This window comes from Polaromonas glacialis (assembly GCF_000709345.1).
Lineage (GTDB): Bacteria > Pseudomonadota > Gammaproteobacteria > Burkholderiales > Burkholderiaceae_C > Polaromonas > Polaromonas glacialis.
This window is the reverse complement of the sequence record NZ_KL448323.1, coordinates 400,219-425,392: the sequence shown is the minus strand read 5'-3', so window position 1 is coordinate 425,392 and position 25,174 is coordinate 400,219. Positions and strand designations below refer to the sequence as shown.

Sequence of the window (25,174 nt, the reverse complement as noted above, 5' to 3'; positions counted from 1 at the left end):
GGCTCCACATGACCCTCCTGCTCTTCATAGGCGGCCTGATCGGCCTGGTTGTGGGAGCCGAACTGCTGGTGCGGGGTGCGTCGAAGCTGGCGCTGTCTTTCGGCATTTCGCCGCTGGTGGTGGGCCTGACCATCGTGGCCTTTGGCACCAGTGCGCCCGAGATGGCGGTATCGACGGCTGCGGTGCTGAACGGCCAGACCGACATTGCCATCGGCAACGTGGTCGGCAGCAACATCTTCAACGTGCTGTTCATCCTGGGTTTGTCGGCGCTGATCACGCCGCTGGTGGTCAATATCCAGCTGATCCGCCAGGAAGTGCCGATCATGATTGGCGTGTCGCTGCTGCTGCTGGCACTGGGACTGGACAGCCGGATCAGCCTGATGGATGGCGCGATTCTGTTCTCGCTGCTGCTGGCGTATACGGTGTTCCTGGTCGTGCAGTCGCGCGCCGAAAGCAAGGCCTCGCAAGACCACTATTCGGCTGAATACAAGCCTGCCGCGCCCGGCGGCTGGGACTCGAAACTGCCGGTCCAGCTGCTGCTGATCGCTGTCGGCCTGGGCCTGCTAGTGCTCGGTTCGGACTGGCTGGTCACGGCATCGACCATTTTTGCCAAGGCGCTGGGCGTGAGCGACCTGGTGATTGGCCTGACCATCGTGGCCGCAGGCACGTCCATGCCCGAAGTGGCCACCTCGGTCATGGCGGCCATCAAGGGCGAGCGCGACATCGCAGTCGGCAATGTGGTCGGCAGTTGCACCTTCAACATTCTGGGCTGCCTTGGCCTGGCAGGACTGGTGTCCGGCAATCTTGGCCTGGCCGTGCCGGCGCCCATCCTGAATTTTGACATCTGGGTGATGATTGCCGTGTCCCTGGCCTGCCTGCCGGTCTTCATGACCGGGCGTGAAATCGCCCGCTGGGAAGGCGGCGTGTTCCTGCTGTATTACCTTGCCTATGTGACCTACCTGATTCTGGCCACACAGAAGCATGCGGCGCTAAGCCTGTTCTCGACGGCCATGATGAGTTTCGTGGTCCCGATCACGGTGATCACGCTGGTAGTGGTGCTGGTCAGGCGCGGCAACCGTCCGGGCAAACACGTCTTGAGCAAGATCACGAGCGCCATCTTTGCACGATGCGCTGATGCATTGGAAGCCCGCATGGCCGGTGATTGTCGTGCTCCGGAATCGACCCCTGGAATAAATCGTCTCTCAACCAGAGAAAACGCCAGACCTTGTTACTGCTGATCATTTTCCTGCCGTTGCTGGTGGGCACCCTGGCCACCGGCTGGAGCGGCGCCCAGCGGTCCGCCGGCCATCGCGGCCGCACCGCCTGGCTGGCTGCGGCCATCACCGCTTCATGCCTGGCCTTGCTGCTCTGGCAGACGCCGTCGGTCATGCGTGGCGAGGTGCTGTACGACTTCATTCCCTGGGTGCCGGAAATCGGCCTGAACCTGGGCCTGCGGCTCGATGGCCTGTCGCTGATGTTCGCGCTCCTGATCACCGGCATCGGCCTGCTGATCATCCTGTACGCGCACTTCTACCTCGGCAAGGACGATCCGGTCGGCAAGTTCTACAGCACGCTGATGCTGTTCATGGCGGCGATGCTGGGCATTGCGCTGTCGGACAACCTGCTGCTGCTGATCGTGTTCTGGGAACTGACCAGCATCTCGTCGTTCCTGCTGGTCGGCTACTGGCAGCACCGCGCCGATGCGCGCGAGGGCGCGCGCATGGCGCTGGCCATCACCGGCGGCGGCGGCCTGGCGATGCTCGGCGGCTTCGTGCTGCTCGGCCAGATCGCCGGCACCTATGAGTTGAGCCAGATGCTGGGCCAGGGCGCGGCCATCCAGGCCGATCCACGCTATCCCGCCGCGCTGCTGCTGATTTTGCTCGGCTGCTTCACCAAAAGCGCGCAGTTCCCGTTTCACTTCTGGCTGCCGCAGGCCATGGCCGCGCCCACGCCGGTGTCGGCCTACCTGCATTCGGCCACCATGGTCAAGGCCGGCATCTTCTTGCTGGCGCGCCTGACGCCGGTCATCGGCGGCACCGACCTGTTTTCCGGCCTGGTCAGCACCACCGGCTTGGCAACGATGGCGTTTGCCGCCTTCATCGCGATTTTCAAGCACGACCTCAAGGCCCTGCTGGCCTACTCGACCATCAGCCATCTGGGGCTGATCACGTTCTTGATCGGCCTGGGCTCGCCGCTGGCGGCAGTGGCGGCGCTGTTCCACATCCTGAACCATGCCAGCTTCAAGGCCTCGCTGTTCATGATTGCCGGCATCATCGACCATGAAACCGGCACGCGCGACATGCGCCTGCTCGGCAACCTGGGGCGCCTCATGCCCTGGACAGCGACACTGGCGATGGTCACGGCAGCGGCCATGGCCGGCGTACCGCTGTTCAACGGCTTTGTGTCCAAGGAAATGTTCCTGACCGAGGCCGTGACCTTTGGCCAGGCGGGCGGCTGGCGCTGGGTCGTGCCGGCCCTGGCGACCCTGGCGGCGCTGCTGAGCGTGGCCTATTCGGTTCGGCTGGTCCACGACATTTTCTTCAACGGACCAGCGCGCGATCTGCCCAAGGCGCACCCGCATGAGCCGCCCCTGGGCATGAAGGCCCCGGTGATCCTGCTGGCCGTGGTCTGCATCGCGGTCGGCATCCTGCCGTCGCTGCTGCTCGGGCCGATGGTGCTGGTGGCCGCCACCGCCATGCTGGGCACGGCGCCGCCTGCATTCCACCTGGCGATCTGGCACGGCTTCAACCTGCCGCTGGCGCTGAGCGTGCTGGCGCTGGCCGGTGGCGCGGCGCTGTACTTCGTGCTGGCGCGCGGGGGACTGCTGCATCGCCTGAATTCCGAAAATTGGTTCGGCCTGCTGACCGGCCTGAAGCTGTTCACGCGGGGAAGCGACCGCCTGTTCGAAAGCGCCGGCCGGCTGACGGGACTGCTGGAAACCGCGTCGCTGCAACGCTACATCGCCTGGATGCTGATCGCCACCGTGGTCGTGGCAAGCACGCCCTTGCTGTCTGGCGATGCGCCGGGCACCGGCTCGCGCACCTTGCTGCCGGTCAACCTGCCGGCGCTGGTGCTGTGGGGACTGGTGCTGATGTCCTGCGGGTGGCTGGCGCTGCGCCACCACGACCGCTTCCAGTCGGTGGTGGTCGCCGGGGTGATCGGCCTGGTCACGGCCATGACCTTCGTCGGCCTGTCGGCGCCCGACCTGGCGCTGACCCAACTGACGGTCGAAGTCGTCTCCACCGTGCTGCTGCTCATGGGACTGGCGCTGCTGCCCCGGCAGACGCCGCGCGAATCGAGCGTGGCCCGCCGCTGGCGCGATGGCGTGCTGGCGCTGGCCGGCGGCTCGGGCATGGCCTGGCTGGCCTGGGTCATGCTGACGCGCGACCACGATTCAATCGCCTGGTATTTTCTGAACAACTCGGCCGTGGCCGGCGGCGGCACCAACGTGGTCAACGTGATTTTGGTGGACTTCCGGGGCTATGACACCTTTGGCGAAATCACCGTGCTGGCCATCGCTGCCGTCGGCGTTCTGGCGCTGATGGACGGCATGCGCGCGCGCCGCCCGGCGGTCGATGGCGGCGGCCTGCCCTGGACCTTTGCGACGCAGCCGCTGATGCTGCGCGTGGCGGCGCGCATGCTGCTGCCGCTGGCGCTGGTGGTGACGCTCTACATCTTCATGCGCGGCCACAACCAGCCGGGCGGCGGCTTCATTGCCGGCTTGATCACCGCCGTGGCGCTGGTGCTGCAGTACATGGCCATGGGACAGTCGCGCGCCGAGGCGCTGCTGCGGGCCGATGGCGGCAGCCGCTTCGTACGCTGGATCGGCATGGGGCTGGGCATCGCGGGGCTGACGGGCATCGGCGCTTTCGTATTCGGCCAGCCTTTCCTGACCAGCGCCCACGGCCATCCGTCCGTGCCGCTGCTTGGCGAGCTGCCGCTGGCCACCGCCGCGCTGTTTGACCTGGGCGTGTACATCACCGTGGTCGGCGCCACGCTGCTGACGCTTTCCACCTTGGGCACCGTGTCCCGCGAAACCGGCACGCCAGCGCCGGCACGCCCCTTGAAAGAAATACAACCATGAGCCTCGAATTCCTGGTGGCCAGCGGCATTGGCGCGGTGACCGCCGCCGGCATCTACCTGATCTTGCGCGGGCGCACCTGGCCCGTCGTGCTGGGCATGACCCTGCTCGGTTATGCGGTGAACGTGTTCCTCTTCGCCATGGGCCGACTCTGGCAGGATGCGGCCCCGATTCTCTCAAGCGCCGGGCGCGTTGCCGACCCGCTGCCGCAGGCGCTGGTGCTGACCGCCATCGTGATCGGCTTTGCCACCACCGGCTTCGTGGTCGAACTGGCGCTGCGCAGCCGCCATGAAACCGACAGCGACCATGTGGACGGCCACGAGCCCAGCCACCGCACGGGCCATGCCCGGGACGATGCCGCATGAGGGAACTGCTGAGCCTCTTTTTTGAAACGCACCTGCCGGTGCTGCCGGTGCTGCTGCCGATGTTCACCGCCGTGGCCCTGCTGCTGATGGGCGACGAGGGCGGCGAAGCCAACCACGGCGGGCGGCTGCTGCAACGCCGGCGGCTGCTCAGTTTTGCCTCGGTGGTGCTGGGCGCCGTGCTGGCCTGGCGGCTGATGAGCGAAGCCGCACTGGGTGGGCTGAACGTGTATCCCCTGGGCGGCTGGCCCGCGCCCTTTGGCATCGTGCTGGTCGTTGACCGGCTGAGCGCGATGATGCTGGCGCTGACCTGGACCATCGCGGTGCCGGTGCTCTGGTATGCCGCCGGCGGCTGGGACTCGCGCGGACGGCATTTCCACACCATGTTCCACTTTCTGCTGATGGGCCTGTCGGGCGCCTTCGTGACGGGAGACCTGTTCAACCTGTTCGTGTTTTTCGAGGTGCTGCTGATCGCCTCCTATGTGCTGCTGGTGCATGGCCAGGGGCAGGAGCGTTTCAAGGCCGGCGTTCACTATGTCGTGCTGAACCTGGTCGCCTCGGCGCTGTTCCTGGTGGGCCTGGCGATTATTTACGGCGTGGCTGGAACGCTCAACATGGCCGACCTGGCCTTGCGCGTGGGGCGGCTTGACCCCGAACAGGCCTCGCTGTTCAAGGCCGGCGCCATGGTGCTGCTGGTGGTGTTCGGCCTGAAGGCGGCCATTGTGCCGCTTTACCTGTGGCTGCCCAAAACCTATGCGGCAGCCAGCGCGCCGGTCGCGGCCATGTTTGCCATCATGACCAAGGTCGGTGTGTACAGCATCATCCGGGTGCATGGCGTGATTCTGGGCGAAGGCGCGGGCCATGCGGCGCTGGCGGCCGAGCCCTGGCTGCTGCCGGTGGCGCTGCTCACCATCGGCCTCGGGGTGCTGGGCGCGCTGGCCGCGCACAGCCTGGCGCGGCTGGTGTCTTACCTGACCGTGGCGTCGGTTGGCACCGTCCTGGCGGGCGTTGGTTTGTACACGCCGGCCGCCCTGTCGGCAGCGCTTTACTACATGATGCACAGCACGCTGGTGGCGGCGGCGCTGTTCCTGCTGGTCGAGCTGGTGGCCACCCAGCGCGGCGAGTCCGGCGACCGCCTGCAGCCCGCAGCGCCTGTCGCGCAGCCGGTACTGCTCGGCATCATGACGCTGCTGGGCGCGGCCTCTGTGGCCGGCCTGCCGCCGCTGCCCGGCTTCCTGGGCAAGCTGATGATCCTTGAAAGCTCGGCGCTGACGCCTGCGCATGCCTGGGTCTGGAGCGTGGTGCTGGTGACCAGCGTCATGACGCTGGTCGGGCTGGCGCGCGCCGGCTCCATCCTTTTCTGGAACGTGCTGCCCGAGGGCCGGCATTCGATCCGCGCCGGTTCCAGCGTGCGCCTGACCCGGGCCACGCTGGGGCTGCTGGGCCTGAGCCTGGCGCTGGCCGTGGCGGCGTCTCCGCTCAAGCGCTACACCGATGCCGCCGCGGTGCAACTGGTCGACCGCGACGCCTACGCGCAGGCGGTGCTGGGCAAAGTCGGCGGCGCGGCGGCGGACACCACCCGGCCCTACCGGGGCGGAGAAGGCGAAGTGATCCTGCCAAAGCCGAAGGGAACTCCATGAAAAACCCGCGCTGGCTTCCCCACCCCTGGCTGACGGTGCTGCTGGCGCTCAGCTGGCTGCTGCTGCAGCACACGCTGGCGCCCTTCCACCTGATCTCGGCCGCGCTGATCGGCCTGGTCGTGCCGCGCCTGCTCAAGGGCTTTCTGCCCGCCGCGCAACCGGTCCGGTTGCTTCCCTCGGTGCGGCTGCTGGGGGTCGTGTTGTGGGACATCGTGACGTCGAACATCACCGTGGCGCGGCTGGTGCTGGGTCCGATGTCGCGGCCGCACCCAGCCTGGTTCAAGGTGCCGCTGGAACTCACGCACCCGACCGCCATTTCCCTGCTCGCCAACATCATCACCACCACGCCTGGCACCGTGTCATGCACCGTTGACGAGCCGGGCCGCTACATCCTGGTCCATGCGCTGGACTGCAGCGACCCGGCGCAGATGGCGGCCGACATCAAGGCGCGCTACGAACTCCCCCTGCTCGCCATCTTTGAATTCACCCCGCCCGAAGCAGGGCAAGCTGCCAACCCAGGAGAAGCCCCATGAAACTCAATCTTCTGCCGCTGGCACTGGACATCGCCTTTGGCATGGTGGCGCTGGCGCTCGCGCTGTGCGCCTGGCGCCTGGTGCGCGGCCCCGGCATCATGGACCGCGTGCTGGCCATCGACACGCTCTACATCAATGCGGTCGCATTGGTGGTGCTGCTGGGCATCCGCCAGCAAAAGCCGGTGCTGTTCGAAGCTGCGCTGATCATGGCGATGCTCGGGTTTGCGTCCACCGTGGCGCTGGCGCGCTACCTGACGCGCGGCGATGTCATCGAATGAAACAGAGGGCATGAGCATGGAACTTCATCCTGTTGTCGAAGCGCTGGCGGCCGCCTTGCTGCTGGTAGGCGCTTTTTTCCTGCTGGTGGGGGCCATCGGCCTGGTTCGCCTGCCCGATTTTTTCATGCGCCTGCATGCGCCGACCAAGGCGTCCACGCTGGGCATTGGCAGCTTTCTGCTGGCCAGCATGCTGCTGGCCGCCACCCAGGGCCGGGCCGGCTTTGCCGAGTTGCTGATCACGCTGTTTGTGTTCGTCACCGCGCCGGTGTCGGCCAACATGATGGCGCAGGCCGCGCTGCACCTCCTGGTGCCGGTGAAGGTGGCGCCTCCCGAGGACGTTGTGCCCGAGCGCCGGCCCTCCTGACTTGCGCAGCAGCGTCCTTGAGGCCGCTCTTCTCAAGCCAAAAACCTTATTCGGATGCAGAAAATAGGCTAATGGGTATAATCCGACCTCGATTTACAACCTGAAACATAGCTAATCACCTCTCACCCGAGGTAAAACTTCAGGCCGGCCGCCGCGCCAGCCCTGATTTCCCGGCGCCATGCACCGCATGTCGCCTGCGCAATTCAAGAGTCCTCTGCCCAGACCTCTTTTGTTGAAGCGCTCCACGGCACCCGAATGGCCTTGCCGCCAAGTCGGGTTGCCGTAGCAGATATCCCGTCTGTCCGCCCTTTTTCCGTGCTGTGCCGGCGTGCCCTTGCACCCGGCCCGGCAGCCGCATCAGGATTTTTTTTGAATCCCCCTGCCCGGCTGCCGCATGGCGCAAGGCTTTTTATCTTTCAACCCGGAGAGAACCCGCCGCATGGCCAAACAAATCATCATCGACCAGGTATTCAAGGTGTTCGGCGACGAGCCGCAAGCCGCGCTTGAACTGGTCCGCCAAGGCGTCCCCAAGCAGGACATCCTGGCCCGCACCGGCTGCTCCATCGGCGTGTTCAACGCCAGCCTGACCATCGAGGCCGGCGAAATCTTCGTCGTCATGGGCCTGTCGGGCTCGGGCAAATCGACGCTGGTGCGCATGCTCAACCTGCTGATCGAGCCGACCGCCGGCCGCATCCTGGTGGACGGCACCGACATCAACGCGCTGTCCGACAAGGCCTTGCGCGCGCTGCGGCGCAAGGACATCAGCATGGTGTTCCAGTCGTTCGCGCTGATGCCGCACATGACCGTGCTCGACAACACCGCACTCGGCCTGGAACTGGCCGGCGTGGGCCGCGACGAGCGGCGCGAACTGGCCGGACAGGCGCTGGAGCAGGTCGGCCTGAACGGCTGGGGCGAGAGCTACCCCGACGAACTCTCGGGCGGCATGCAGCAGCGCGTGGGACTGGCCCGCGCCCTCGCCTCCGACCCGTCGATCCTGCTGATGGACGAGGCGTTTTCCGCGCTCGACCCGATCATCCGCACCGAGATGCAGTCCGAGCTGCTGCGCCTGCAGAAGGTCAAGCGCCGCACCATCGTCTTCATCTCGCACGACCTGGACGAGGCCATGCGCATCGGCGACCGCATCGCCATCATGAAGGACGGCCAGGTGGTGCAGGTCGGCACGCCCGAGGAAATCCTGCGCAACCCGGCCGACGACTATGTGCGCAGCTTCGTGCGCGGCGTCGATGCCTCGGCCGTCTTCAAGGCCGGCGACATTGCCCGCAAGAGCCTGGTCGTGGTGTCGGAGCAGCCCGGCAAGGGCTCGCGCGCCGCCCTGAAGCTGCTCGAAGACCAGGACCGCGACTATGCCTATGTGGTCAGCCCCTCGCAGCGCTACCTCGGCGTGGTGTCGGCCGAATCGCTGCGCTCGGTGCTCGACGGCCATGTCGGCCCGCTGGGCCTGGCGCCGGCGTACCTGCCCGATGTGCAGCCGATTGCAGCCAGCGAGCCGGTCAGCGGCCTGTTCGGCCAGATTGCCAAAACCCCTTACTCCGTGCCAGTCGTCGCCGATGACGGGCGCCTGCAGGGCGTCATCAGCAAGACCACCTTACTGAAGTTCCTTGACCGCGACACCCCGCCCGTCCCGGCGCATGCCGCCTGAAGAAAGACCTTTCATGAATCCAATCCAAGAAACCCAGGAAACCCTGACGCCGCCGGCGCAAGACATGGCGGCGCCAGCCGCTCCCCAGGTCGATGCCTGGGGCATGCCGATGCAGGCGGCAGAGGCCGGCGCGCCAGCCGCCCAGTTGTCCGATTCGCCCGCCGATGCCTGGGGCTCGGCGCCGCCGGCTGGCGCGGAGAGCGCGATGGACGCGGCCAGCAGCGGCAGCGACTGGCTTGACGCGCCCGCCAGCGCCCTTGATGCCGCAGACACCGTGACCGGCTTCCAGATCCAGCAGCTCTGGGACGGCTCGCTCCCCGTCGAAAGCTGGATCAACCAGTCGCTCGACTGGGTGGTGCTGAACTTTCGCCCGTTTTTCCAGACCGTGCGCGTGCCCATCGACAACACCCTGGGCGGCGTCGAAGGCGTTCTGCTAAGCATGCCCGCATTGGCAATGATCGGCCTCATCGCCCTGCTGGCCTGGCAGTTCGCCGGCCGCGCCGTGGCCATAGGTGCGGCCGTGTCGCTGCTGCTGGTGGCGATGCTGGGCATCTGGCCCGAAGCCATGGTGACGCTGTCGCTGGTGCTGACCTCCCTGGCGTTTTGCCTGGCCGTCGGCCTGCCCATTGGCATCTTGCTGGCCAGCAGCGACCGCCTGCAGCGCTTCACCCGCCCGCTGCTCGACGCGATGCAGACCACGCCGGCCTTTGTCTACCTGGTGCCGGTGGTGATGCTGTTCGGCATCGGCAACGTGCCCGGCGTGATCGTGACCATCATCTTCGCGCTGCCGCCGCTGATCCGCATGACCAACCTGGGCATCCGCCAGGTCCGGCCCGACCTGATCGAGGCGGCTAGAGCCTATGGCGCCTCGCCGCTGCAGCTGCTGACCAAGGTGCAGCTGCCGCTGGCCATGCCGTCGATCATGGCCGGCATCAACCAGACGCTGATGCTGTCGCTGTCGATGGTCGTCATCGCCTCGATGATCGCGGTGGGAGGCCTGGGCCAGATGGTGCTGCGCGGCATTGGCCGGCTCGACATGGGCCTGGCCACCGTCGGCGGACTGGGCATCGTGCTGCTGGCCATCACGCTTGACCGCATCACGCAGTCGATGGGCCAGCCCAGCCGGGGCGTTCGCCACTGGTGGCAAACCGGCCCGGCCGGCCTGGTGTGGCGGCTGATGCAACGCAAGCCCAGCGCCCCGGCCCCAAAAACTTCTGCGCCATCGCAATCCGCACCCATGCTTTCACCCCTTGCGCAGTAACGGCTATCCGCCGGTCAACTGCTTTTTCGCACCCCCTCACAAAGGACTTCACCGAATGATGAACAAACGACATTTCACCCGCACCCTGATCGCCGGCAGCCTGCTGGCCTTGAGCCTGGCCGCCCACGCCGCCGACCTGCCCGGCAAGGGCGTCAAGGTGCAGCCGCTGCAAAGCGCCATCGCCGAGGAAACCTTCCAGACCCTGCTGGTCAGCCGCGCGCTGCAAAAGCTGGGCTATGACGTGCAGCCGATCAAGGAAGTCGAGCCCGCCACGGCGCATATCGCGATTGCCAACGGCGACGCCACCTTCCTGGCGAACCACTGGAACCCGCTGCATGCCGACTTCTACAAGAACGCTGGCGGCGACGCCAAGCTGACGCGAAACGGCACGTACTCGGCCAATGCCGCGCAGGGTTACCTGATCGACAAGAAAACCGCCGACCAGTACAAGATCACCCGCATCGACCAGCTCAATGACCCCAAGCTGGCCAAACTGTTCGACACCAACGGCGACGGCAAGGCCGACCTGACCGGCTGCAACCCCGGCTGGGGCTGCGAAAGCGTGATCGAGCACCAGCTCACGGCCTTCAAGCTGCGGGACAGCGTGACGCATGCACAGGGCAGCTATTCGGCGCTGATGGCCGACACCCTGACGCGCTTCAAGCAGGGCAAACCGATTCTTTATTACACCTGGACGCCCAACTGGGTCAGCGGCGTGCTGCGCCCGGGCCAGGAAGTGGTCTGGCTGGAAGTGCCGTTCTCATCGCTGCCCGGCGAGCAGGCCAAGCTGGACACCAAGCTGCCCAACGGCAAGAACTACGGCTTCACGCTGAACAACCAGCACATCATGGCCAACAAGACCTTCGCCGAGAAAAACCCGGCTGCGGCCAAGCTGTTTGAAGTGATGGCGCTGCCGATTGGCGACATCAACAGCCAGAACCAGCGCATGAATGCGGGCGAGAACAAGCAGCAGGACGTGGCGCGTCACACCGACGGCTGGATCAAGGCGCATCAGAAAACCTTCGACGGCTGGGTCGCGCAGGCCATGGCGGCCGCCAAATAAGCATCAAACAAACCTCTTGCGCAAGCTGGACGGGCGCTACCAGCTATTTAAACCATAGCAGGTAGCGCTTTTTCAGGACGGTGTCGCATCCTGTTGTGCGGCGTGCCCCATCGTTGGCTTTTGTGCCGCTGGCGCGCTGCGCATGGCGCAGCCAGTTCAGCCCGGCCTGGCCTGACGCTCTGACAGCGCGGCCGCGCGCAGGCACTCCAGATCGGGCTCAAACAGGCCGGCATGCGCGGCCCGCTGGATGGCCTCCCGGGAGATCTGATCGAGCACCGGGTTGAAGGCCGCATGGTTCAGCCGCCGGAGGGAAGCCAGGGCGTGCTGCAGCGCCACGCCCACATCCACCGCCAGAGCGCCATGGCGGGCCAGCGGGTCAAACACATCGGTCAACATGCCCGCCTCCCGCAAATCCGGCGCGGACACACGGTCAAACTCGGCTTGAACAGCCTGGGAGTCATCGGGCAAAGTGGATTTGTTTGGCGCCCGCTGCCCATCGACCCAGTAGATCATCGTCCTGACGGCGGTCGCCAGCACTTCGATGGCCGTGCCGGGGTCATTTACAGCCGGCGACAAGGCGCGTGCGGCGATCTCGCCCATCACCCGCAGGCCAAAGCGCGGGTCGTAGTCGAAAGTCCTGGCCGCACCAATCAACACGGCATCAGCGACTGCCTTGCAGCCTTCGGTATCGAGCGCTCGCGTGCTGCTGGCGATCACCGTCGAGGGCTCGACAAAGTCCCCCGGCTGAACATGCAGGTGAATCATGGCGTCCGTGCGCTCTGCGCATTCCTGCAGGATGTCCATCGACACATGCTGTACAAAACCGGTGGCCGGGGCACGCAGGGTCTGCTCGCCACTGGCGCCTTCAGCTTGCTTTCGTCCCCCCATAAAAGGCTTTTGCAGGCGTTGCGCCATGGCCTTGGTGGTGGCTGCTTCGACCCGGCTGATGGTTTCGCCCATTCGCCCCAGCACCGACAGATAGTCCAGCCAGCGCAGCAGCACGATCACTACCACCAGCAGGATGACGAGGGTGAAACCAAAAAGCACCAGACGCCCGCCACCGCCATAAATCTGGGCATTGAGCCCGACAAGGGCAATCACGCTGTATAAAAAAGCCCCGACAAACGTGGCCAGCGTATTTTGGATGGTGCTGTCTTCGATCAACAACTGGGACGCGCGCGGCGTGGCCGTACTGGCCACGGCCGCAAACGAGGACACCATGGTGCTGGCAGAAAAAACCGCCACGGTCAGCATGCTCGTGGCAAGGATGTTGAGCAGGCTGCCGATGGAGTCGGAGCCCAGCTTGAGCGCAATGTCTTCGGGAATGAACTGCCCGAACAGCTTCGCCAGCGTCACGGCCAGCAGGGCCACCAACGAAAACAGCGCGCACCGCAACCAGGTTTTGCGCAGCAGCCGCTGCAGAAGGTAGAGAAGCTTTTCCGACATGCAGGAAGTATCGCGCTGACTGCCTACCGACCGATCATCTTCGCCGGATCGACCCAGGCGTCAAACTGCGCCGCCGTGACATGGCCTGACGCCAGCGCCGCTTCGCGCAGGCTCGTGCCTTCGTGGTGCGCCTTCTTGGCGATGAAAGCCGCCTTGTCGTAGCCGATGTGCGGGTTCAGCGCCGTCACCAGCATCAAGGAGCGGCTGACCAGCTCGGCAATGCGCTCGCGGTTGGGTGCTATGCCCACGGCGCAGTGGTCGTTGAAACTCACCATGCCGTCGGCCAGCAGGCGCACGCTTTGCAAAAAGTTGTAGGCCACCATCGGCCTGAACACATTCAGCTCGAAGTTGCCCGACGCGCCGCCGAAATTGATCGCCACGTCGTTGCCGAACACTTGCGCAGCCAGCATGGTCAGCGCCTCGCTTTGCGTCGGGTTCACCTTGCCCGGCATGATCGACGAGCCCGGTTCGTTCTCGGGAATGCTCAGCTCGCCGATGCCGCTCCTCGGGCCGCTGGCCAGCCAGCGCACATCGTTAGCGATTTTCATGAGGCTGGCGGCCAGTGTCTTCAGCGCGCCGTGGGCATGGACCAGCGCGTCGCATGAAGCCAGCGCCTCGAACTTGTTCGGCGCGGTGACAAACGGCAAGCCGGTCAGCCGCGCCAGCTCGGCCGCCGCCTGTTCGGCATAACCCTTGGGCGCGTTCAACCCCGTCCCCACCGCCGTTCCGCCCAGGGCGAGTTCATATAAATGCGGCAGCGCCGCCCGCACATGCGCATCGCCGTGCGCCAGCTGCGCCGCGTAGCCCGAGAATTCCTGGCCCAGGCTCAAGGGCGTGGCGTCCTGCAAATGGGTGCGGCCGATCTTCACGATGTCGTCGAAGTCACACGATTTCTGCGCCAGCGTGGCGCGCAGCTTTTCCATCGCCGGCAACAGTTTTTCAGTGATGGCAATGACCGCCGACAGATGCATCGCCGTGGGAAACACATCGTTCGACGACTGGCTTCGGTTCACGTCGTCGTTCGGATGCACCAGCCGCGCATCGCCGCGCTCGCCGCCCAGCAGTTCGCTGGCCCGGTTCGCAAGCACTTCATTGACGTTCATGTTGGTCTGCGTGCCCGAGCCGGTCTGCCAGACCACCAGCGGAAACTCGTCCGGATGCTGGCCGCTGATGACTTCATCGGCCGCCGCCACGATGGCATCGGTTTTTTTCGCATCCTGCAGGCCCAGCGCCTGGTTGACCAGCGCCGACGAGCGCTTGATCTGCGCCAGCGCCCGGATCAGCTCGACCGGCTGACGTTCGCCCGAGATGTCGAAGTTCTGCAAGGAGCGCTGGGTTTGCGCGCCCCACAGCCGGCCGGAGGGGACCTCGATCGGCCCGAAGGTGTCGCGCTCAAGGCGCGTGGTGGCGGTTGTACTCATGGTGTAAGCCCTGACCTGTCAAAATAGAGGGGGATCGTTTCAGCATAGCCGCTAATAAAAGTAATCAAAAGCAAACCCCGTCAACGGGCGTTGCCTTCATTCACTCTACCCACCCAAGCCATGACCACCATCAAACAAGCCGACCTCATCGAATCCGTTGCCGCCGCCCTGCAGTACATCAGCTATTACCATCCGACCGACTACATCGCCCACCTGGCGCGCGCCTACGAGCGAGAGCAAAGCCCGGCCGCCAAGGACGCGATTGCGCAAATCCTGACCAACAGCAAGATGAGCGCCACCGGCCACCGCCCGATCTGCCAGGACACCGGCATCGTCAACGTGTTCCTCAAGGCCGGCATGGACGTGCGCTGGGAAGGCTTCACCGGCAGCATTGACGACGCCATCAACGAAGGCGTTCGGCAAGGCTACAACCACCCCGACAACACGCTGCGCGCCTCCGTCGTCGCAGACCCTCAGTTCGACCGCAAGAACACCAAGGACAACACGCCGGCCGTGATCTTCACCGAGATCGTTCCCGGCAACACGGTTGAAGTTACCGTCGCGGCCAAGGGCGGCGGCTCCGAGAACAAAAGCAAGATGGTCATGCTCAACCCCGGCGACTCGGTGGTGGACTGGGTCTTGAAGACCGTTCCCACGATGGGCGCCGGCTGGTGCCCGCCCGGCATGCTGGGCATCGGCATCGGCGGCACGGCCGAAAAAGCCGTGCTGATGGCCAAGGAAAGCCTGATGGACGACCTGGACATGTACGAGCTGCAGGCCAAGTCGGCGGCCGGCGAGGCGCTGACCAAGGTCGAGGCGCTGCGCCTGGAACTGTTTGAAAAGGTCAACGCGCTGGGCATTGGCGCGCAGGGCCTGGGCGGCCTGACCACGGTGCTCGACGTCAAGATCAAGCTGTACCCGACGCACGCCGCCAGCAAGCCGGTCGCGATGATCCCGAACTGCGCGGCCACGCGCCACGCCCATTTCGTGATGGACGGCAGCGGCCCGGTCTACCTCACGCCGCCGTCGCTCGACACCTGGCCCGACGTGAACTGGACGCCCGATTACGTCAAGAGCAAGAAGGTGGACCTGAACACGCTGACCAAGGAAGAAGTCGCCAGCTGGACGCCCGGCCAAACCCTGCTGCTCAACGGCAAGATGCTGACCGGCCGCGACGCCGCGCACAAGCGCATTGCCGACATGCTGGCCAAGGGTGAAAAGCTGCCGGTCGATTTCACCAACCGGGTGATCTACTACGTCGGCCCGGTCGATCCGGTCAAGGGCGAAGCTGTCGGCCCCGCCGGCCCCACCACCGCCACGCGCATGGACGGCTTCACCGAAATGATGCTGGCGCAGACCGGTTTGATCTCGATGGTCGGCAAGGCCGAGCGCGGCCCTGTGGCGATTGAAGCCATCAAGAAGCACAAGAGCGCCTACCTGATGGCGGTCGGCGGCGCCGCCTACTTGGTGTCCAAGGCCATCAAGCACGCCGAAGTCGTCGGTTTTGCCGACCTCGGAATGGAAGCGATCTATGAATTCGACGTGGTGGACATGCCCGTGACCGTGGCGGTCGATTCGGGCGGCACCAGCGCCCACATCACCGGCCCGGCCCTGTGGCAGGAACGCATTGCCACCGGCGAGTTCAAGAACATCGCCGTGACCAACGCCTGACCAGCGGCCGGGTGGCACGTAACCGTGGGGGCCATCTCCCTTCAAACAGGGGCCGCGGATCTGGCTTAGCCAGTCCGCAGGCGCAGCGGCCCACTCGGGGGGCAGCGCAGTACGCGAAGCGACAAGCGTGGGGGCCAGTGTTTTGATCGGCGTGTTTGACAGCGGCATCGGCGGCCTGAGCGTGCTCAAAGCGCTGCGGGCCGACATGCCGCACGAAGACTTCATCTACATCGCCGACAGCGGCCACGCGCCCTATGGAGAGCGGGACGTAGCGCATGTGCTGGCCCGTTCGCGCGCCGTCGTGCAGTATCTGGTGAGCCAGAATGTCAAGGCGCTGGTGATAGCCTGCAACACGGCCACGGCCGCCGCGATTCATTTATTGCGCGCCGAGCATCCGGGGCTGGCGCTGATCGGCGTCGAGCCGGCGCTGAAACCGGCCGTGGCGCTGAGCCGGACCGGGCGCATCGGCGTGATGGCCACGCGCGGCACGCTGGCCAGCGACAAATTCCAGGCGCTGCTGGCGGCGCAGGCCGCAAACACCCAGTTCGTCCTGCAACCCTGCGACGGTCTGGCCCACGCCATCGAGGCCAGCGCCGACACGGGCGACGCTACCAGAACCATAGCACTCTGCGCACACTACGTAAGCGCCATGGGCCGATTTGGCACTGAAACAGGCGAAATTGACACGCTGGTGCTCGGCTGCACGCACTATCCGTTTGCCAGCGAACACCTGCGCGCGCTGGTCGGCCCTGGCGTGCAGTTCATCGACAACGGCCAAGCGGTGGCGCGCCAGACGCGGCGGCTGCTGCCCGATGCCTTGATGGCGGCGAACGCGCCGCCCGGACAGGTCAGCCTGTTCGCCACCAGCCAGGCGCGCACGCTGCAAGCAGCGGCGCAACGCTGGCTGGACTTGTCGGTGCCGGTCAGCTTACTATCGTTTTAATAGCTGTTTGCGCACGCCCATCATGCGCAAACAGCATAAAACATCAATTTTTTATCCGCCATGCACTGCTGGTGGAAGTGAAAGCCTTGCAGCCTACGGTTTGGGCGCAAGCGCTGCATTCGCCACCGGCGCCGCCTCGCCGGGTTCCTTCCAGCCGCCGCCCAACACTTTGTACAGCGTGACCTGGCTTTGCAGCTGCGCCAGCCGGGTTTGCACCACGGCCTGCTGCGCGGTGAACAGCGAGCGCTGCGCATCGAGCAGGTCAAGCTGGCTGGCAATGCCGCTCTGGTAGCGCAGGTTGGACAGCCGGTAGCGAACGCCTTCGGCACTGGCCTGGGCCTGCTGGGCGCGCAGTTGCTCGCCCAGCGTGGCGCGGCCGGCGAGTGCATCGGCGACTTCGCGAAACGCTGTCTGTATCGATTTTTCGTATTGCGCCACGGCAATGTCGCGCCCGACTTTGGCCGACGCCAAGCCGGCACGGTTGCGGCCCGCGTCAAAAATCGGCAGGAACAGCTGCGGCGCCAGCGTCCAGCCAAAGCTGCCGCTCTGGAACAGGTTGCCCAGGTGCGAGCTGGCGCTGCCGGCGCTGGCAGTGAGCGAGATCTTCGGGAAAAACGCCGCCCGCGCCGCGCCGATATTGGCGTTGGACGCCAGCAGCAACTGCTCGGCCTGGCGCACGTCAGGGCGGCGCGTCAGCAGATCGGACGGCAGGCCCGCCGGCACGTCGGCCATCACCGGCATGTCGGCCAGGCCCTTGCCGGCCGGCAGGGCCACGGCCAGCTCGCCGGTGGCGGGCTGGCCCAGCAGCAGCACCAGCGCGTTCTGGTCAAGCGCACGCTGGCGCGCCAGCTGCGCCAGCGACACGCGCGCCGCTTCAATCAGCGACTCGGCCTGGCGAACGTCGAGTTCAGAACTCACGCCATTGTCAAATCGCAGCTTGCTCAGGCGAAACGAGTCCTCGCGCGTGGCCAGCGTCTGCCGGGTGATGCCGATCAGTTCCTCGTCGGCCAGCAGGCTGAGGTAGGTGTTGGCGACGGCCGCAACCAGGCTGATCTGCGCGGACTTGCGCCCTTCCTCGGTGGCCAGGTACTGGCTGAGTGCGGCTTCCTTCAGGCTGGCGACGCGGCCGAAAAAGTCGAACTCGTACGACGTCATGGCCAGGCCGGCGGTGTAGACGCTGGTGATGCCTTCGTTGGCTCCAGGCTGGCGCGAGCCGGTCACGGCGGCGCCCACTGTTGGCAACTGGTCCGCACGGCGAATCTGGTATTGCGCCCGGGCCTGCTCGATGTTGAGCACGGCCACGCGCAGGTCGCGGTTGTTGCGCAGCGCCGCGTCAATCAGCTGGCGCAGCCGGGGGTCGCTGAAAAAGCCCTGCCACTCGATGTCGGCGGCAGCGACGCCGCTGCCAGTCGTTCCGGCCGCAGCCGCAGCACTGAGCGCGGGCCAGTCAGTGGCGATAGGTGCGGCCGGACGCTCGTAGGTCGGGATCATCGAGCAGCCGGCCAGCAGCACTGCGGCGCTCACGGCCAGGCGTTGGAAAAGTCTTGTCTGGTTCATGTTGTGGCTTTCATTCATGGCCGCCGACCCCTGCCGACTTGGCATGCTCTGCGTAAACTTGCTGCTGCCGCGCGCTGCCCTTGAAAAAGCCGCGCACCACGACAAAGAAAATCGGCACGAAGATCACGGCCAGCGCGGTGCCGGTGATCATCCCGCCAATCACGCCGGTGCCGATGGCCCGCTGGCTGGCCGAACTCGCGCCGGTGGCAATCGCCAGCGGCAGCACGCCCAGCATGAACGCCATCGAGGTCATGATGATGGGCCGGAACCGCAAATGCGCAGCGGTCAGCGCCGACTCGATCACGCCCTTGCCCTGCGCCTGCAGGTCCTTGGCGAACTCGATGATCAAAATCGCATTCTTCGCCGACAGGCCAATGATGGTGATCAGGCCCACCTGGAAATACACGTCGTTGGCATAACCCCGGAACAAGGTCGCCAGCAGCACGCCGACCACGCCCAGCGGCACGACCAGGATCACCGCCAGCGGAATCGACCAGCTTTCATACAGCGCGGCCAGGCACAAAAACACCGCCAGAATCGCAAAGCCGTACAGGATCATGGCCTGCGAGCCGGCGAGCTTTTCCTCGCGCGACTGGCCGCTCCATTCAAAGCCGAAACCCTGCGGCAGCTGGGCCGCCATCTTTTCCATCTCGGCCATGGCGGCGCCCGTGCTGTAGCCTGGCGCGGCGGCGCCGCTGATGCGCATCGCCGGGTAGCCGTTGTAGCGAACCGTCTGCATTGGCCCCTTGACCCAGTGCGTGGTCGCAAAGGCCGACAGCGGAACGGATTCGCCCCGGCTGTTGCTGGCATTGATCTGCAGCAGGTCATCGGGCTGCATGCGGGCTGGCGCGTCCGCCTGCACCACGACGCGCTGCAGGCGGCCCTGGTTCGGGAAGTCGTTCACATAGCTCGAACCGAGCGAGGTGGACAGGGCGGTGTTGATGGCGTCAAAGCTCACGCCCAGCGCGTTCGCCTTGTCGCGATCAATGTCAAGCTGCAACTGCGGCGCGTCTTCCAGGCCGTCGGGCCGCACCTGCGCCAGCACCGGGTTCTTGCCTGCCATGCCCAGCAACTGGTTGCGCGCCGCCAGCAGCGCCTCGCCGCCCACACCGGAGCGGTCCTGCAGGCGGAAGGTAAAGCCGCTGGCCGAACCGAGTTCGGGAATCGGCGGCGGGCTGAGCGGAAACACGAACGCGTCGCGAATGCCCGATAACGCGCCAAAGGCCCTTCCGGCCAGCGCATCGGCCTTCTGGCTGGCTTCCTTGCGTTCGGACCAGTCCTTGAGCGTCACGAAGGCCAGTCCGGCATTTTGCCCCTGGCCGGAAAAGCTGAAGCCCAGCACGCCGACCATGCCCTCGACCTCGGGCTGCTTGAGCATGAAGCCTTCGACCTGCTCCATCACGGCGCGGGTCCGCTCCAGCGTGGCGCCCGGCGGCAGCTGCACGTTGACCAGCAGCGTGCCCTGGTCTTCGGCCGGCAGGAAGGATGTTGGCAGGCGCGTGTAGACCAGCGCCACGACGCCAATGATGGCCGCGTAAATCACCAGGTAGCGGCCGGCGCGTTTCAGCAGGCGCGCGACCAGGCTTTCATAGCCCTTGGCGGTGCGCGAAAAGCCCCGGTTGAACCAGCCGAAAAATCCGGTCTTTTCATGGTGATGGCCGGCTTCGACCGGCTTGAGCAGCGAAGCGCACAAAGCCGGCGTGAGCGACAGCGCCAGAAAGGCCGAAAAGCCGATCGAAGCGACCATGACGGCGGAAAACTGGCGGTAGATGTTGCCCACCGAGCCGGCAAAAAACGCCAGCGGGACGAACACCGAGATCAGCACCACCGTCACGCCGATGATGGCCCCGGAAATCTGGCCCATCGCCTTGCGTGTGGCCTCTAACGGCGGCAGGCCTTCCTCGCTCATGATGCGCTCGACGTTCTCGACCACCACGATCGCATCATCGACCACGATGCCGATCACCAGCACCATGCCGAACATCGTCAGCACGTTGATGGAAAAGCCCAGCGCCAGCAGCGTGGCAAAGGTGCCCAGCAAGGCAATCGGCACGACGATGGTCGGAATGACGGTGTAGCGCCAGTTCTGCAGGAACAGGAACATCACCAGGAACACCAGCACCACCGCTTCAATCAGCGTGGTGGCCACCTGTTGAATCGAGATGCTGACGAAGCGCGAGCTGTCATAGGGAATCGAATAGTTCACGCCCTGGGGAAAGTAGGGCTTGAGTTGTTCCATCTTGGTGCGCACGGCCTTGGCGGCATCCAGGGCGTTGCCGCCCGGCGCGAGTTGCAGGCCGATGCCGGTGGCCGGCTTGCCGTTGAGGCGGGCCGAAGTTGCATAGGTTTGCGCGCCGAGCTCGATGCGCGCCACGTCCTTGAGCCGCACGGTCGAGCCCTGGGTCGTGGCGCGCAGCACGATGTTGCCGAACTGCTCGACGCTGGACAACTGGCCATTGACGACCACCGTGGCGGCAATGCCCTGGCCGGCCACATTGGGCAAATCGCCAATCGTGCCGGAGGCGATCTGCGCGTTTTGCGCCCGGATGGCATTCGTGACGTCAGCCGACGACAGCGCAAAACCCGCGAGCTTGGCCGGGTCGATCCAGATGCGCATGGCGCGCTCGGTTCCGAAAAGTTGGGCCTGGCCGATGCCGGTCAGGCGCTGGAGTTCGGGAATCACGTTGCGCGATGCATAGTCGCCCAGCGCCACCGGATCGATCGCCGGATTGCTGGATGCCAGCATGGTGAACAGCAAAAAGTTCGAGCGTGACTTGTCCACCCGCACGCCCTGCTGCGTCACCGCCTGGGGCAAGCGCGGCGCGGCGCGCGACAGCCGGTTTTGCACATCGACCTGGGCCAGATCGGCATTGGTGCCGGTCTCGAAGGTCAAGGTCAAGGTGCCCGAGCCGTTGGCCTGGGCCACCGATTCCATGTAGATCAGACCGGGCGAGCCATTCATCTCACGCTCGATCACGCTCAGCACGCTGTCTTCCAGCGTCTTGGCGGATGCGCCGGGGTAGCTGGCCGACACCACGATGGAAGGCGGCGCCACCGGCGGGTATTGGGCAATCGGAAGCTGCGTGACCGCCACGCTGCCCAGCACCAGGATGAACAGGGCAATCACCCACGCGAAGATGGGCCGATCAATAAAAAACTTTGCCATGCGGTGTTCTCCTTACTTCGCTGCGGCAGAGGCGGCAGGGGCGGCAGGCGCTGCGCCTGGACCGGCCGGAGCCGAAGCGCCTGCCGCGGGCGCGGAAGCCGCGCCCGCGGCGGCGGGTGCGCCCGCAGGCTGCCAGGGCACGGCCTTGACCGGCGTGCCCGGCGGCATCATCTGCAGCTTCTGGAAGCCATCGACCATCACCTGCTCGCCGGCTTTCAGGCCCTCCAGCACCACCCATTGCGAGCCTTTGGCCGAGCCGATCTTGATCGGGCGCGGCGTGACCTTGCCATCGCTGCCCACCACCATGACGGTGTCGCCCTGCGCCGTGCGCGTGACGGCCTGCTGCGGCAAAGTGATGGCATTGGCAGCCTGGGCCTGCTCCAGGCGTACGCGCACATACAGGCCGGGCAACAGCTGGCCGCCCGGGTTGGGCACTTCGGCCCGCAAGGTGATCTGTCCGGTGGTGGCATCGACCGTCAGGTCTGAAAACAGCAATTTGCCAGGCTGCGCGTACTCGGTGCCGTCTTCCAGGACGATGCGGACACTGGCCGCATCGGCGCCGCTGGCCCGCTTGAACTGGCCGCTGGCCATCGCGGAGCGCAGCTTCATCACATCGGAGGCCGACTGGGTGAAGTTCACATACATCGGATTGATCTGCTGGATGACGGCCAGTTGCGTGGCGTCGCCCTGCCCCACCAGCGCGCCTTCAGTGACCAGCGAGCGGCCGATACGGCCGGAGATCGGCGCCGTCACCGAGGCATAGCCCAGGGTGATATTGGCAGTCTGCACATTGGCCTTGCCCACGGCCACATCGGCGGCGGCCTGCTTTTGCGCGGCGACGGCGTTGGCGTATTCCTGCTTGCTGATGGCGTTGGCTTCAACCAGTGGCTTGTAGCGCTCGGCCAGTGCCGTGGCCTGCGCCAGATTGGCCTCGGCGCGCGCCTGACCAGCCCGGGCGCTCGCGGCGGCGGCGGCATAAGGGGCGGAGTCAATGGTGAACAGCGGCTGGCCAGCCTTGACGTCACTGCCTTCGCGGAACAGGCGTTTTTGCAAAATGCCGGCGGCGCGCGCCCTGACCTGCGCGACGCGCGAGGCCTCCAGACGACCGGGCAACTCGGTGAGCAAGCTCACATCGCCAGGCGTGACCGTCACCACCCCGACCTGGGGCGGCGGAGGCGCGGCGCCTGCGCCGGCAGCCGCAGCCGGCGCATTGCCCTTGCCGCAGCCAGCCAGAAACAATGCAAGAACCGCAGCCAGTACAAGCGACTGCTGACGCCCGAACCTGACGGGCAAAAAAGAAGGGGCAACGCGGGGCGTAGGCATATCTATTCCTCGGATTTTTAGGGGAAAAGGCGAAAAAAGTAGTGCGGTACCGGCAGGAACAAAACAAATCTGCCGAAAACGAAAAATCTAATAGTAAGGGTTTACGAGTGATATAGTTTACATACGTTTTTGAATGTATGTAAAAGTTAATTGAAATCGATTTCAGGAGATGTCCATGGTCCGTCGAACCAAAGAGGAAGCGCTCGAAACGCGCAACAAACTGCTGGACTCGGCGGAAGGCCTGTTTCAGTCCCAAGGCGTTTCACGCACCACGCTGCAGGACATTGCCCTTCACGCAGGCGCCACGCGCGGCGCCGTTTATTGGCACTTCAAGGACAAGGCCGACCTGTTCGACGCCATGATGGAGCGGGTCACGCTGCCGCTGGAAAGCTACTTCAGCCACGAACAGAGTCCGGAGGAAACCAGCAGCGATTCCGGCACCCAGGCGCTCATGCACACGCGAAGCGCGATCCTGAAAGCGCTTCACCAAATCGTGAACGACCCGCAGACGCGCCGCGTCTTGGAGATCGCCACGCAAAAGGTGGAGTACGTGGAAGGCATCCGGAACATTCGCCTTCGCCACCTGACCGCCTGCAATGGTTTTTTGTGCCGGGTCACCCAAGGGCTGGACATGGCCGCGCGGCAGAAAAACCTGACGATGCCCGTGCCAAGCGCCCTGGCGGCGCGGGGATTGCACGCCCTGATTGATGGCTTGATACAAAACTGGCTGCTCGATTCGCAAGCGTTCGACCTGCTGGAAACCGGTCAAAGCACGATGGACATTTACTTCAAGGGCCTGGGATTCACCATCGGGTAGAAAAGCCCTGCGCCACTCCAGTGGAAATGGACCAAAAAAAACGCGCAACCGGTGAAGATTGCGCGTTAGATTTGGCGGAAACGGAGGGATTCGAACCCTCGATGAGGCTCTACACCCCATACTCCCTTAGCAGGGGAGCACCTTCGGCCACTCGGTCACGTTTCCAATTCAAAGATTATCGCACGACTTCGGTGCTGTTTCAGTCAACGGGCTGATCGAGGTCAAATGCCTTGTGCAGCGCGCGCACGGCGAGTTCCATGTATTTCTCGTCGATCACGACCGAGGTCTTGATTTCGCTGGTCGAGATCATCTGGATGTTGATGCCCTCTTCGGCCAGCACGCCAAACATCTTGCTGGCAATGCCGACATGGCTGCGCATGCCGATGCCGACGATGCTGACCTTGCAGATCTTGGCGTCGCCGGTGACTTCCTGCGCGCCCAGCGCGGGCACGACCTTCGATTTGAGCAGGTCCAGCGTCTTGGCAAAGTCGTTGCGATGCACGGTGAAGCTGAAGTCGGTCAAGCCGCCCTTGCTGATGTTCTGGATGATCACATCGACTTCGATGTTGGCCTCGGCCACGGCGCCCAGGATCTGGTAGGCGATGCCCGGGGTGTCGGGCACGCCGAGCACGGAGATTTTGGCTTCGTCGCGGTTGAATGCGATGCCCGATACGATGGCTTGTTCCATGTTTTCATCTTCCTCAAAACTGATCAATGTGCCTGATTTGGCTTCTTCGTCGATGTCGATATCCCAGTCGGTAAAGCTGGACAGCACCCGCAGCGGCACCTTGTACTTGCCGGCAAACTCGACCGAACGGATCTGCAGCACCTTCGAGCCCATCGAGGCCATTTCCAGCATTTCCTCGAAGCTCACGGTCTGCAGGCGGCGCGCCTCGGGCACGACGCGCGGGTCGGTGGTGTACACGCCATCGACATCGGTGTAGATCAGGCATTCATGCGCCTTGAGCGCGGCGGCAACCGCCACGGCCGAGGTGTCGGAGCCGCCACGGCCCAGCGTGGTGACGTTGCCGCCCTCGTCCATGCCCTGGAAACCGGTGATGATGACGACCTTGCCGGCGTCCAGGTCGGCACGGACCTTTTCGTCGTCAATCGACTCGATGCGGGCCTTGGTGTAGGCGCTGTTGGTCTTGATGGTGACCTGCCAGCCGGCATAGCTCACGGCCTGCATGCCCTCGGCCTGCAGGGCAATGGCCAGCAGCGCGCTGGAAGCCTGCTCGCCGGTGGCGGCCAGGGCGTCGAGTTCGCGGCCGTAGGCTTCGTCGGATTTCGTGGGGGCCAGTTCCTTGGCCAGGCCCAGCAGGCGGTTGGTTTCGCCGCTCATGGCGCTGGGAACCACGACCATCTGGTGGCCGGCGCGTGCCCACTTGGCAACGCGTTTGGCGACATTGCGGATGCGCTCGGTCGAGCCCATCGAGGTGCCGCCGTATTTGTGAACGATCAAAGCCATGGCGGTTGGTCAATCAGGAGTTGGTGGTGAAATTTTTTTTCCTGCTGGCGGTCCGGAAAAAGAGCTTCAGAAAAAGCCCGCTGTTCAGCTCGGCAGCAAAGCTTTCAATTATAGCCAGCG

General features: G+C 65.0%; 19 protein-coding genes and 1 tRNA gene. 13 read left to right on the top strand and 7 right to left on the bottom strand.

The window, feature by feature from the left end; genetic code table 11:
- The first annotated feature begins 8 nt into the window (after positions 1-8).
- The 10 genes from EC86_RS0102320 (at position 9) to proX (ending at position 11,242) form a co-directional block, all read left to right on the top strand.
- Positions 9-1,238, top strand: a complete 1,230-nt coding sequence (locus EC86_RS0102320; protein ID WP_084181112.1) for a calcium/sodium antiporter — start codon at positions 9-11, stop codon at positions 1,236-1,238.
- Entirely contained in the window at positions 1,226-4,084 is a 2,859-nt protein-coding gene (locus EC86_RS0102315; RefSeq protein ID WP_029524095.1) for a monovalent cation/H+ antiporter subunit A, read from the top strand. The genes EC86_RS0102320 and EC86_RS0102315 overlap by 13 nt, the downstream gene beginning before the upstream one ends.
- Positions 4,081-4,446 (top strand): Na+/H+ antiporter subunit C, encoded by a 366-nt coding sequence (locus EC86_RS0102310; RefSeq protein WP_029524094.1) that lies wholly within the window; start codon positions 4,081-4,083, stop codon positions 4,444-4,446. Before EC86_RS0102315 ends, EC86_RS0102310 begins: the two co-directional genes overlap by 4 nt.
- Entirely contained in the window at positions 4,443-6,083 is a 1,641-nt protein-coding gene (locus EC86_RS0102305; RefSeq protein ID WP_084181110.1) for a monovalent cation/H+ antiporter subunit D, read from the top strand. The genes EC86_RS0102310 and EC86_RS0102305 overlap by 4 nt, the downstream gene beginning before the upstream one ends.
- Positions 6,080-6,616, top strand: a complete 537-nt coding sequence (locus tag EC86_RS0102300) for a Na+/H+ antiporter subunit E (protein WP_029524092.1) — start codon at positions 6,080-6,082, stop codon at positions 6,614-6,616. The genes EC86_RS0102305 and EC86_RS0102300 overlap by 4 nt, the downstream gene beginning before the upstream one ends.
- Entirely contained in the window at positions 6,613-6,894 is a 282-nt protein-coding gene (locus tag EC86_RS0102295) for a K+/H+ antiporter subunit F (RefSeq protein ID WP_029524091.1), read from the top strand. The genes EC86_RS0102300 and EC86_RS0102295 overlap by 4 nt, the downstream gene beginning before the upstream one ends.
- A 10-nt stretch (positions 6,895-6,904) precedes the next feature.
- The gene (locus EC86_RS0102290; RefSeq protein WP_198026744.1) at positions 6,905-7,258 is read left to right on the top strand and encodes a Na+/H+ antiporter subunit G; all 354 of its coding nucleotides are present in this window, start codon (positions 6,905-6,907) and stop codon (positions 7,256-7,258) included.
- Positions 7,259-7,697: 439 nt separating this feature from the next.
- On the top strand, positions 7,698-8,918 hold the full coding sequence (proV, locus tag EC86_RS0102285; RefSeq protein ID WP_029524089.1) for a glycine betaine/L-proline ABC transporter ATP-binding protein ProV: 1,221 nt from the start codon (positions 7,698-7,700) through the stop codon (positions 8,916-8,918).
- A gap of 13 nt (positions 8,919-8,931) precedes the next feature.
- Entirely contained in the window at positions 8,932-10,179 is a 1,248-nt protein-coding gene (gene proW, locus EC86_RS0102280) for a glycine betaine/L-proline ABC transporter permease ProW (RefSeq protein WP_036772575.1), read from the top strand.
- Positions 10,180-10,234: 55 nt separating this feature from the next.
- Positions 10,235-11,242, top strand: coding sequence for a glycine betaine/L-proline ABC transporter substrate-binding protein ProX (gene proX, locus EC86_RS0102275; RefSeq protein ID WP_051675683.1), 1,008 nt, complete (start codon positions 10,235-10,237; stop codon positions 11,240-11,242).
- 156 nt (positions 11,243-11,398) lie between these two features.
- Here the strand turns inward: proX and EC86_RS0102270 are convergent, their stop codons facing one another.
- Positions 11,399-12,688: a DUF2254 domain-containing protein gene (locus tag EC86_RS0102270; protein ID WP_029524086.1), complete on the bottom strand. Its 1,290-nt coding sequence runs from the start codon at positions 12,686-12,688 to the stop codon at positions 11,399-11,401.
- Between the two features lie 23 nt (positions 12,689-12,711).
- On the bottom strand, positions 12,712-14,109 hold the full coding sequence (gene fumC, locus EC86_RS0102265; protein WP_029524085.1) for a class II fumarate hydratase: 1,398 nt from the start codon (positions 14,107-14,109) through the stop codon (positions 12,712-12,714).
- A gap of 120 nt (positions 14,110-14,229) precedes the next feature.
- Between fumC and EC86_RS0102260 the strand changes: the two genes are divergently transcribed.
- Together EC86_RS0102260 and murI are read left to right on the top strand one after the other, a co-directional pair.
- Entirely contained in the window at positions 14,230-15,780 is a 1,551-nt protein-coding gene (locus tag EC86_RS0102260) for a fumarate hydratase (RefSeq protein WP_029524084.1), read from the top strand.
- Between the two features lie 127 nt (positions 15,781-15,907).
- On the top strand, positions 15,908-16,723 hold the full coding sequence (gene murI / locus EC86_RS0102255; RefSeq protein WP_029524083.1) for a glutamate racemase: 816 nt from the start codon (positions 15,908-15,910) through the stop codon (positions 16,721-16,723).
- A 93-nt stretch (positions 16,724-16,816) separates the two neighbouring features.
- Here murI and EC86_RS0102250 read toward each other — a convergent pair whose 3' ends face one another.
- The 3 genes from EC86_RS0102250 to EC86_RS0102240 are packed head-to-tail and all read right to left on the bottom strand — an operon-like array spanning position 16,817 to position 22,769.
- Positions 16,817-18,280 (bottom strand): efflux transporter outer membrane subunit, encoded by a 1,464-nt coding sequence (locus EC86_RS0102250; RefSeq protein ID WP_029524082.1) that lies wholly within the window; start codon positions 18,278-18,280, stop codon positions 16,817-16,819.
- A gap of 10 nt (positions 18,281-18,290) precedes the next feature.
- On the bottom strand, positions 18,291-21,446 hold the full coding sequence (locus EC86_RS0102245; protein WP_029524081.1) for an efflux RND transporter permease subunit: 3,156 nt from the start codon (positions 21,444-21,446) through the stop codon (positions 18,291-18,293).
- Positions 21,447-21,458: 12 nt separating this feature from the next.
- Positions 21,459-22,769, bottom strand: a complete 1,311-nt coding sequence (locus tag EC86_RS0102240) for an efflux RND transporter periplasmic adaptor subunit (RefSeq protein WP_029524080.1) — start codon at positions 22,767-22,769, stop codon at positions 21,459-21,461.
- Positions 22,770-22,944: 175 nt separating this feature from the next.
- Between EC86_RS0102240 and EC86_RS0102235 the strand changes: the two genes are divergently transcribed.
- The gene (locus EC86_RS0102235) at positions 22,945-23,586 is read left to right on the top strand and encodes a TetR family transcriptional regulator (RefSeq protein ID WP_029524079.1); all 642 of its coding nucleotides are present in this window, start codon (positions 22,945-22,947) and stop codon (positions 23,584-23,586) included.
- 72 nt (positions 23,587-23,658) lie between these two features.
- Here EC86_RS0102235 and EC86_RS0102230 read toward each other — a convergent pair.
- Positions 23,659-23,751: transfer RNA gene (locus EC86_RS0102230), tRNA-Ser, on the bottom strand.
- A 34-nt stretch (positions 23,752-23,785) separates the two neighbouring features.
- Positions 23,786-25,054, bottom strand: a complete 1,269-nt coding sequence (locus EC86_RS0102225) for an aspartate kinase (RefSeq protein ID WP_029524078.1) — start codon at positions 25,052-25,054, stop codon at positions 23,786-23,788.
- Between the last annotated feature and the right edge of the window lie 120 nt (positions 25,055-25,174).

Coding starts and splice junctions, on each gene's coding strand:
- EC86_RS0102320 (WP_084181112.1), top strand. CDS start 9: ATGACCCTCCTGCTCTTCATAGGCGGCCTGATCGGCCTGGTTGTGGGA.
- EC86_RS0102310 (WP_029524094.1), top strand. CDS start 4,081: ATGAGCCTCGAATTCCTGGTGGCCAGCGGCATTGGCGCGGTGACCGCC.
- EC86_RS0102305 (WP_084181110.1), top strand. CDS start 4,443: ATGAGGGAACTGCTGAGCCTCTTTTTTGAAACGCACCTGCCGGTGCTG.
- EC86_RS0102300 (WP_029524092.1), top strand. CDS start 6,080: ATGAAAAACCCGCGCTGGCTTCCCCACCCCTGGCTGACGGTGCTGCTG.
- EC86_RS0102295 (WP_029524091.1), top strand. CDS start 6,613: ATGAAACTCAATCTTCTGCCGCTGGCACTGGACATCGCCTTTGGCATG.
- EC86_RS0102290 (WP_198026744.1), top strand. CDS start 6,905: ATGAGCATGGAACTTCATCCTGTTGTCGAAGCGCTGGCGGCCGCCTTG.
- proV (WP_029524089.1), top strand. CDS start 7,698: ATGGCCAAACAAATCATCATCGACCAGGTATTCAAGGTGTTCGGCGAC.
- proW (WP_036772575.1), top strand. CDS start 8,932: ATGAATCCAATCCAAGAAACCCAGGAAACCCTGACGCCGCCGGCGCAA.
- proX (WP_051675683.1), top strand. CDS start 10,235: ATGATGAACAAACGACATTTCACCCGCACCCTGATCGCCGGCAGCCTG.
- EC86_RS0102270 (WP_029524086.1), bottom strand. CDS start 12,688: ATGTCGGAAAAGCTTCTCTACCTTCTGCAGCGGCTGCTGCGCAAAACC.
- fumC (WP_029524085.1), bottom strand. CDS start 14,109: ATGAGTACAACCGCCACCACGCGCCTTGAGCGCGACACCTTCGGGCCG.
- EC86_RS0102260 (WP_029524084.1), top strand. CDS start 14,230: ATGACCACCATCAAACAAGCCGACCTCATCGAATCCGTTGCCGCCGCC.
- EC86_RS0102250 (WP_029524082.1), bottom strand. CDS start 18,280: ATGAACCAGACAAGACTTTTCCAACGCCTGGCCGTGAGCGCCGCAGTG.
- EC86_RS0102245 (WP_029524081.1), bottom strand. CDS start 21,446: ATGGCAAAGTTTTTTATTGATCGGCCCATCTTCGCGTGGGTGATTGCC.
- EC86_RS0102240 (WP_029524080.1), bottom strand. CDS start 22,769: ATGCCTACGCCCCGCGTTGCCCCTTCTTTTTTGCCCGTCAGGTTCGGG.
- EC86_RS0102235 (WP_029524079.1), top strand. CDS start 22,945: ATGGTCCGTCGAACCAAAGAGGAAGCGCTCGAAACGCGCAACAAACTG.
- EC86_RS0102225 (WP_029524078.1), bottom strand. CDS start 25,054: ATGGCTTTGATCGTTCACAAATACGGCGGCACCTCGATGGGCTCGACC.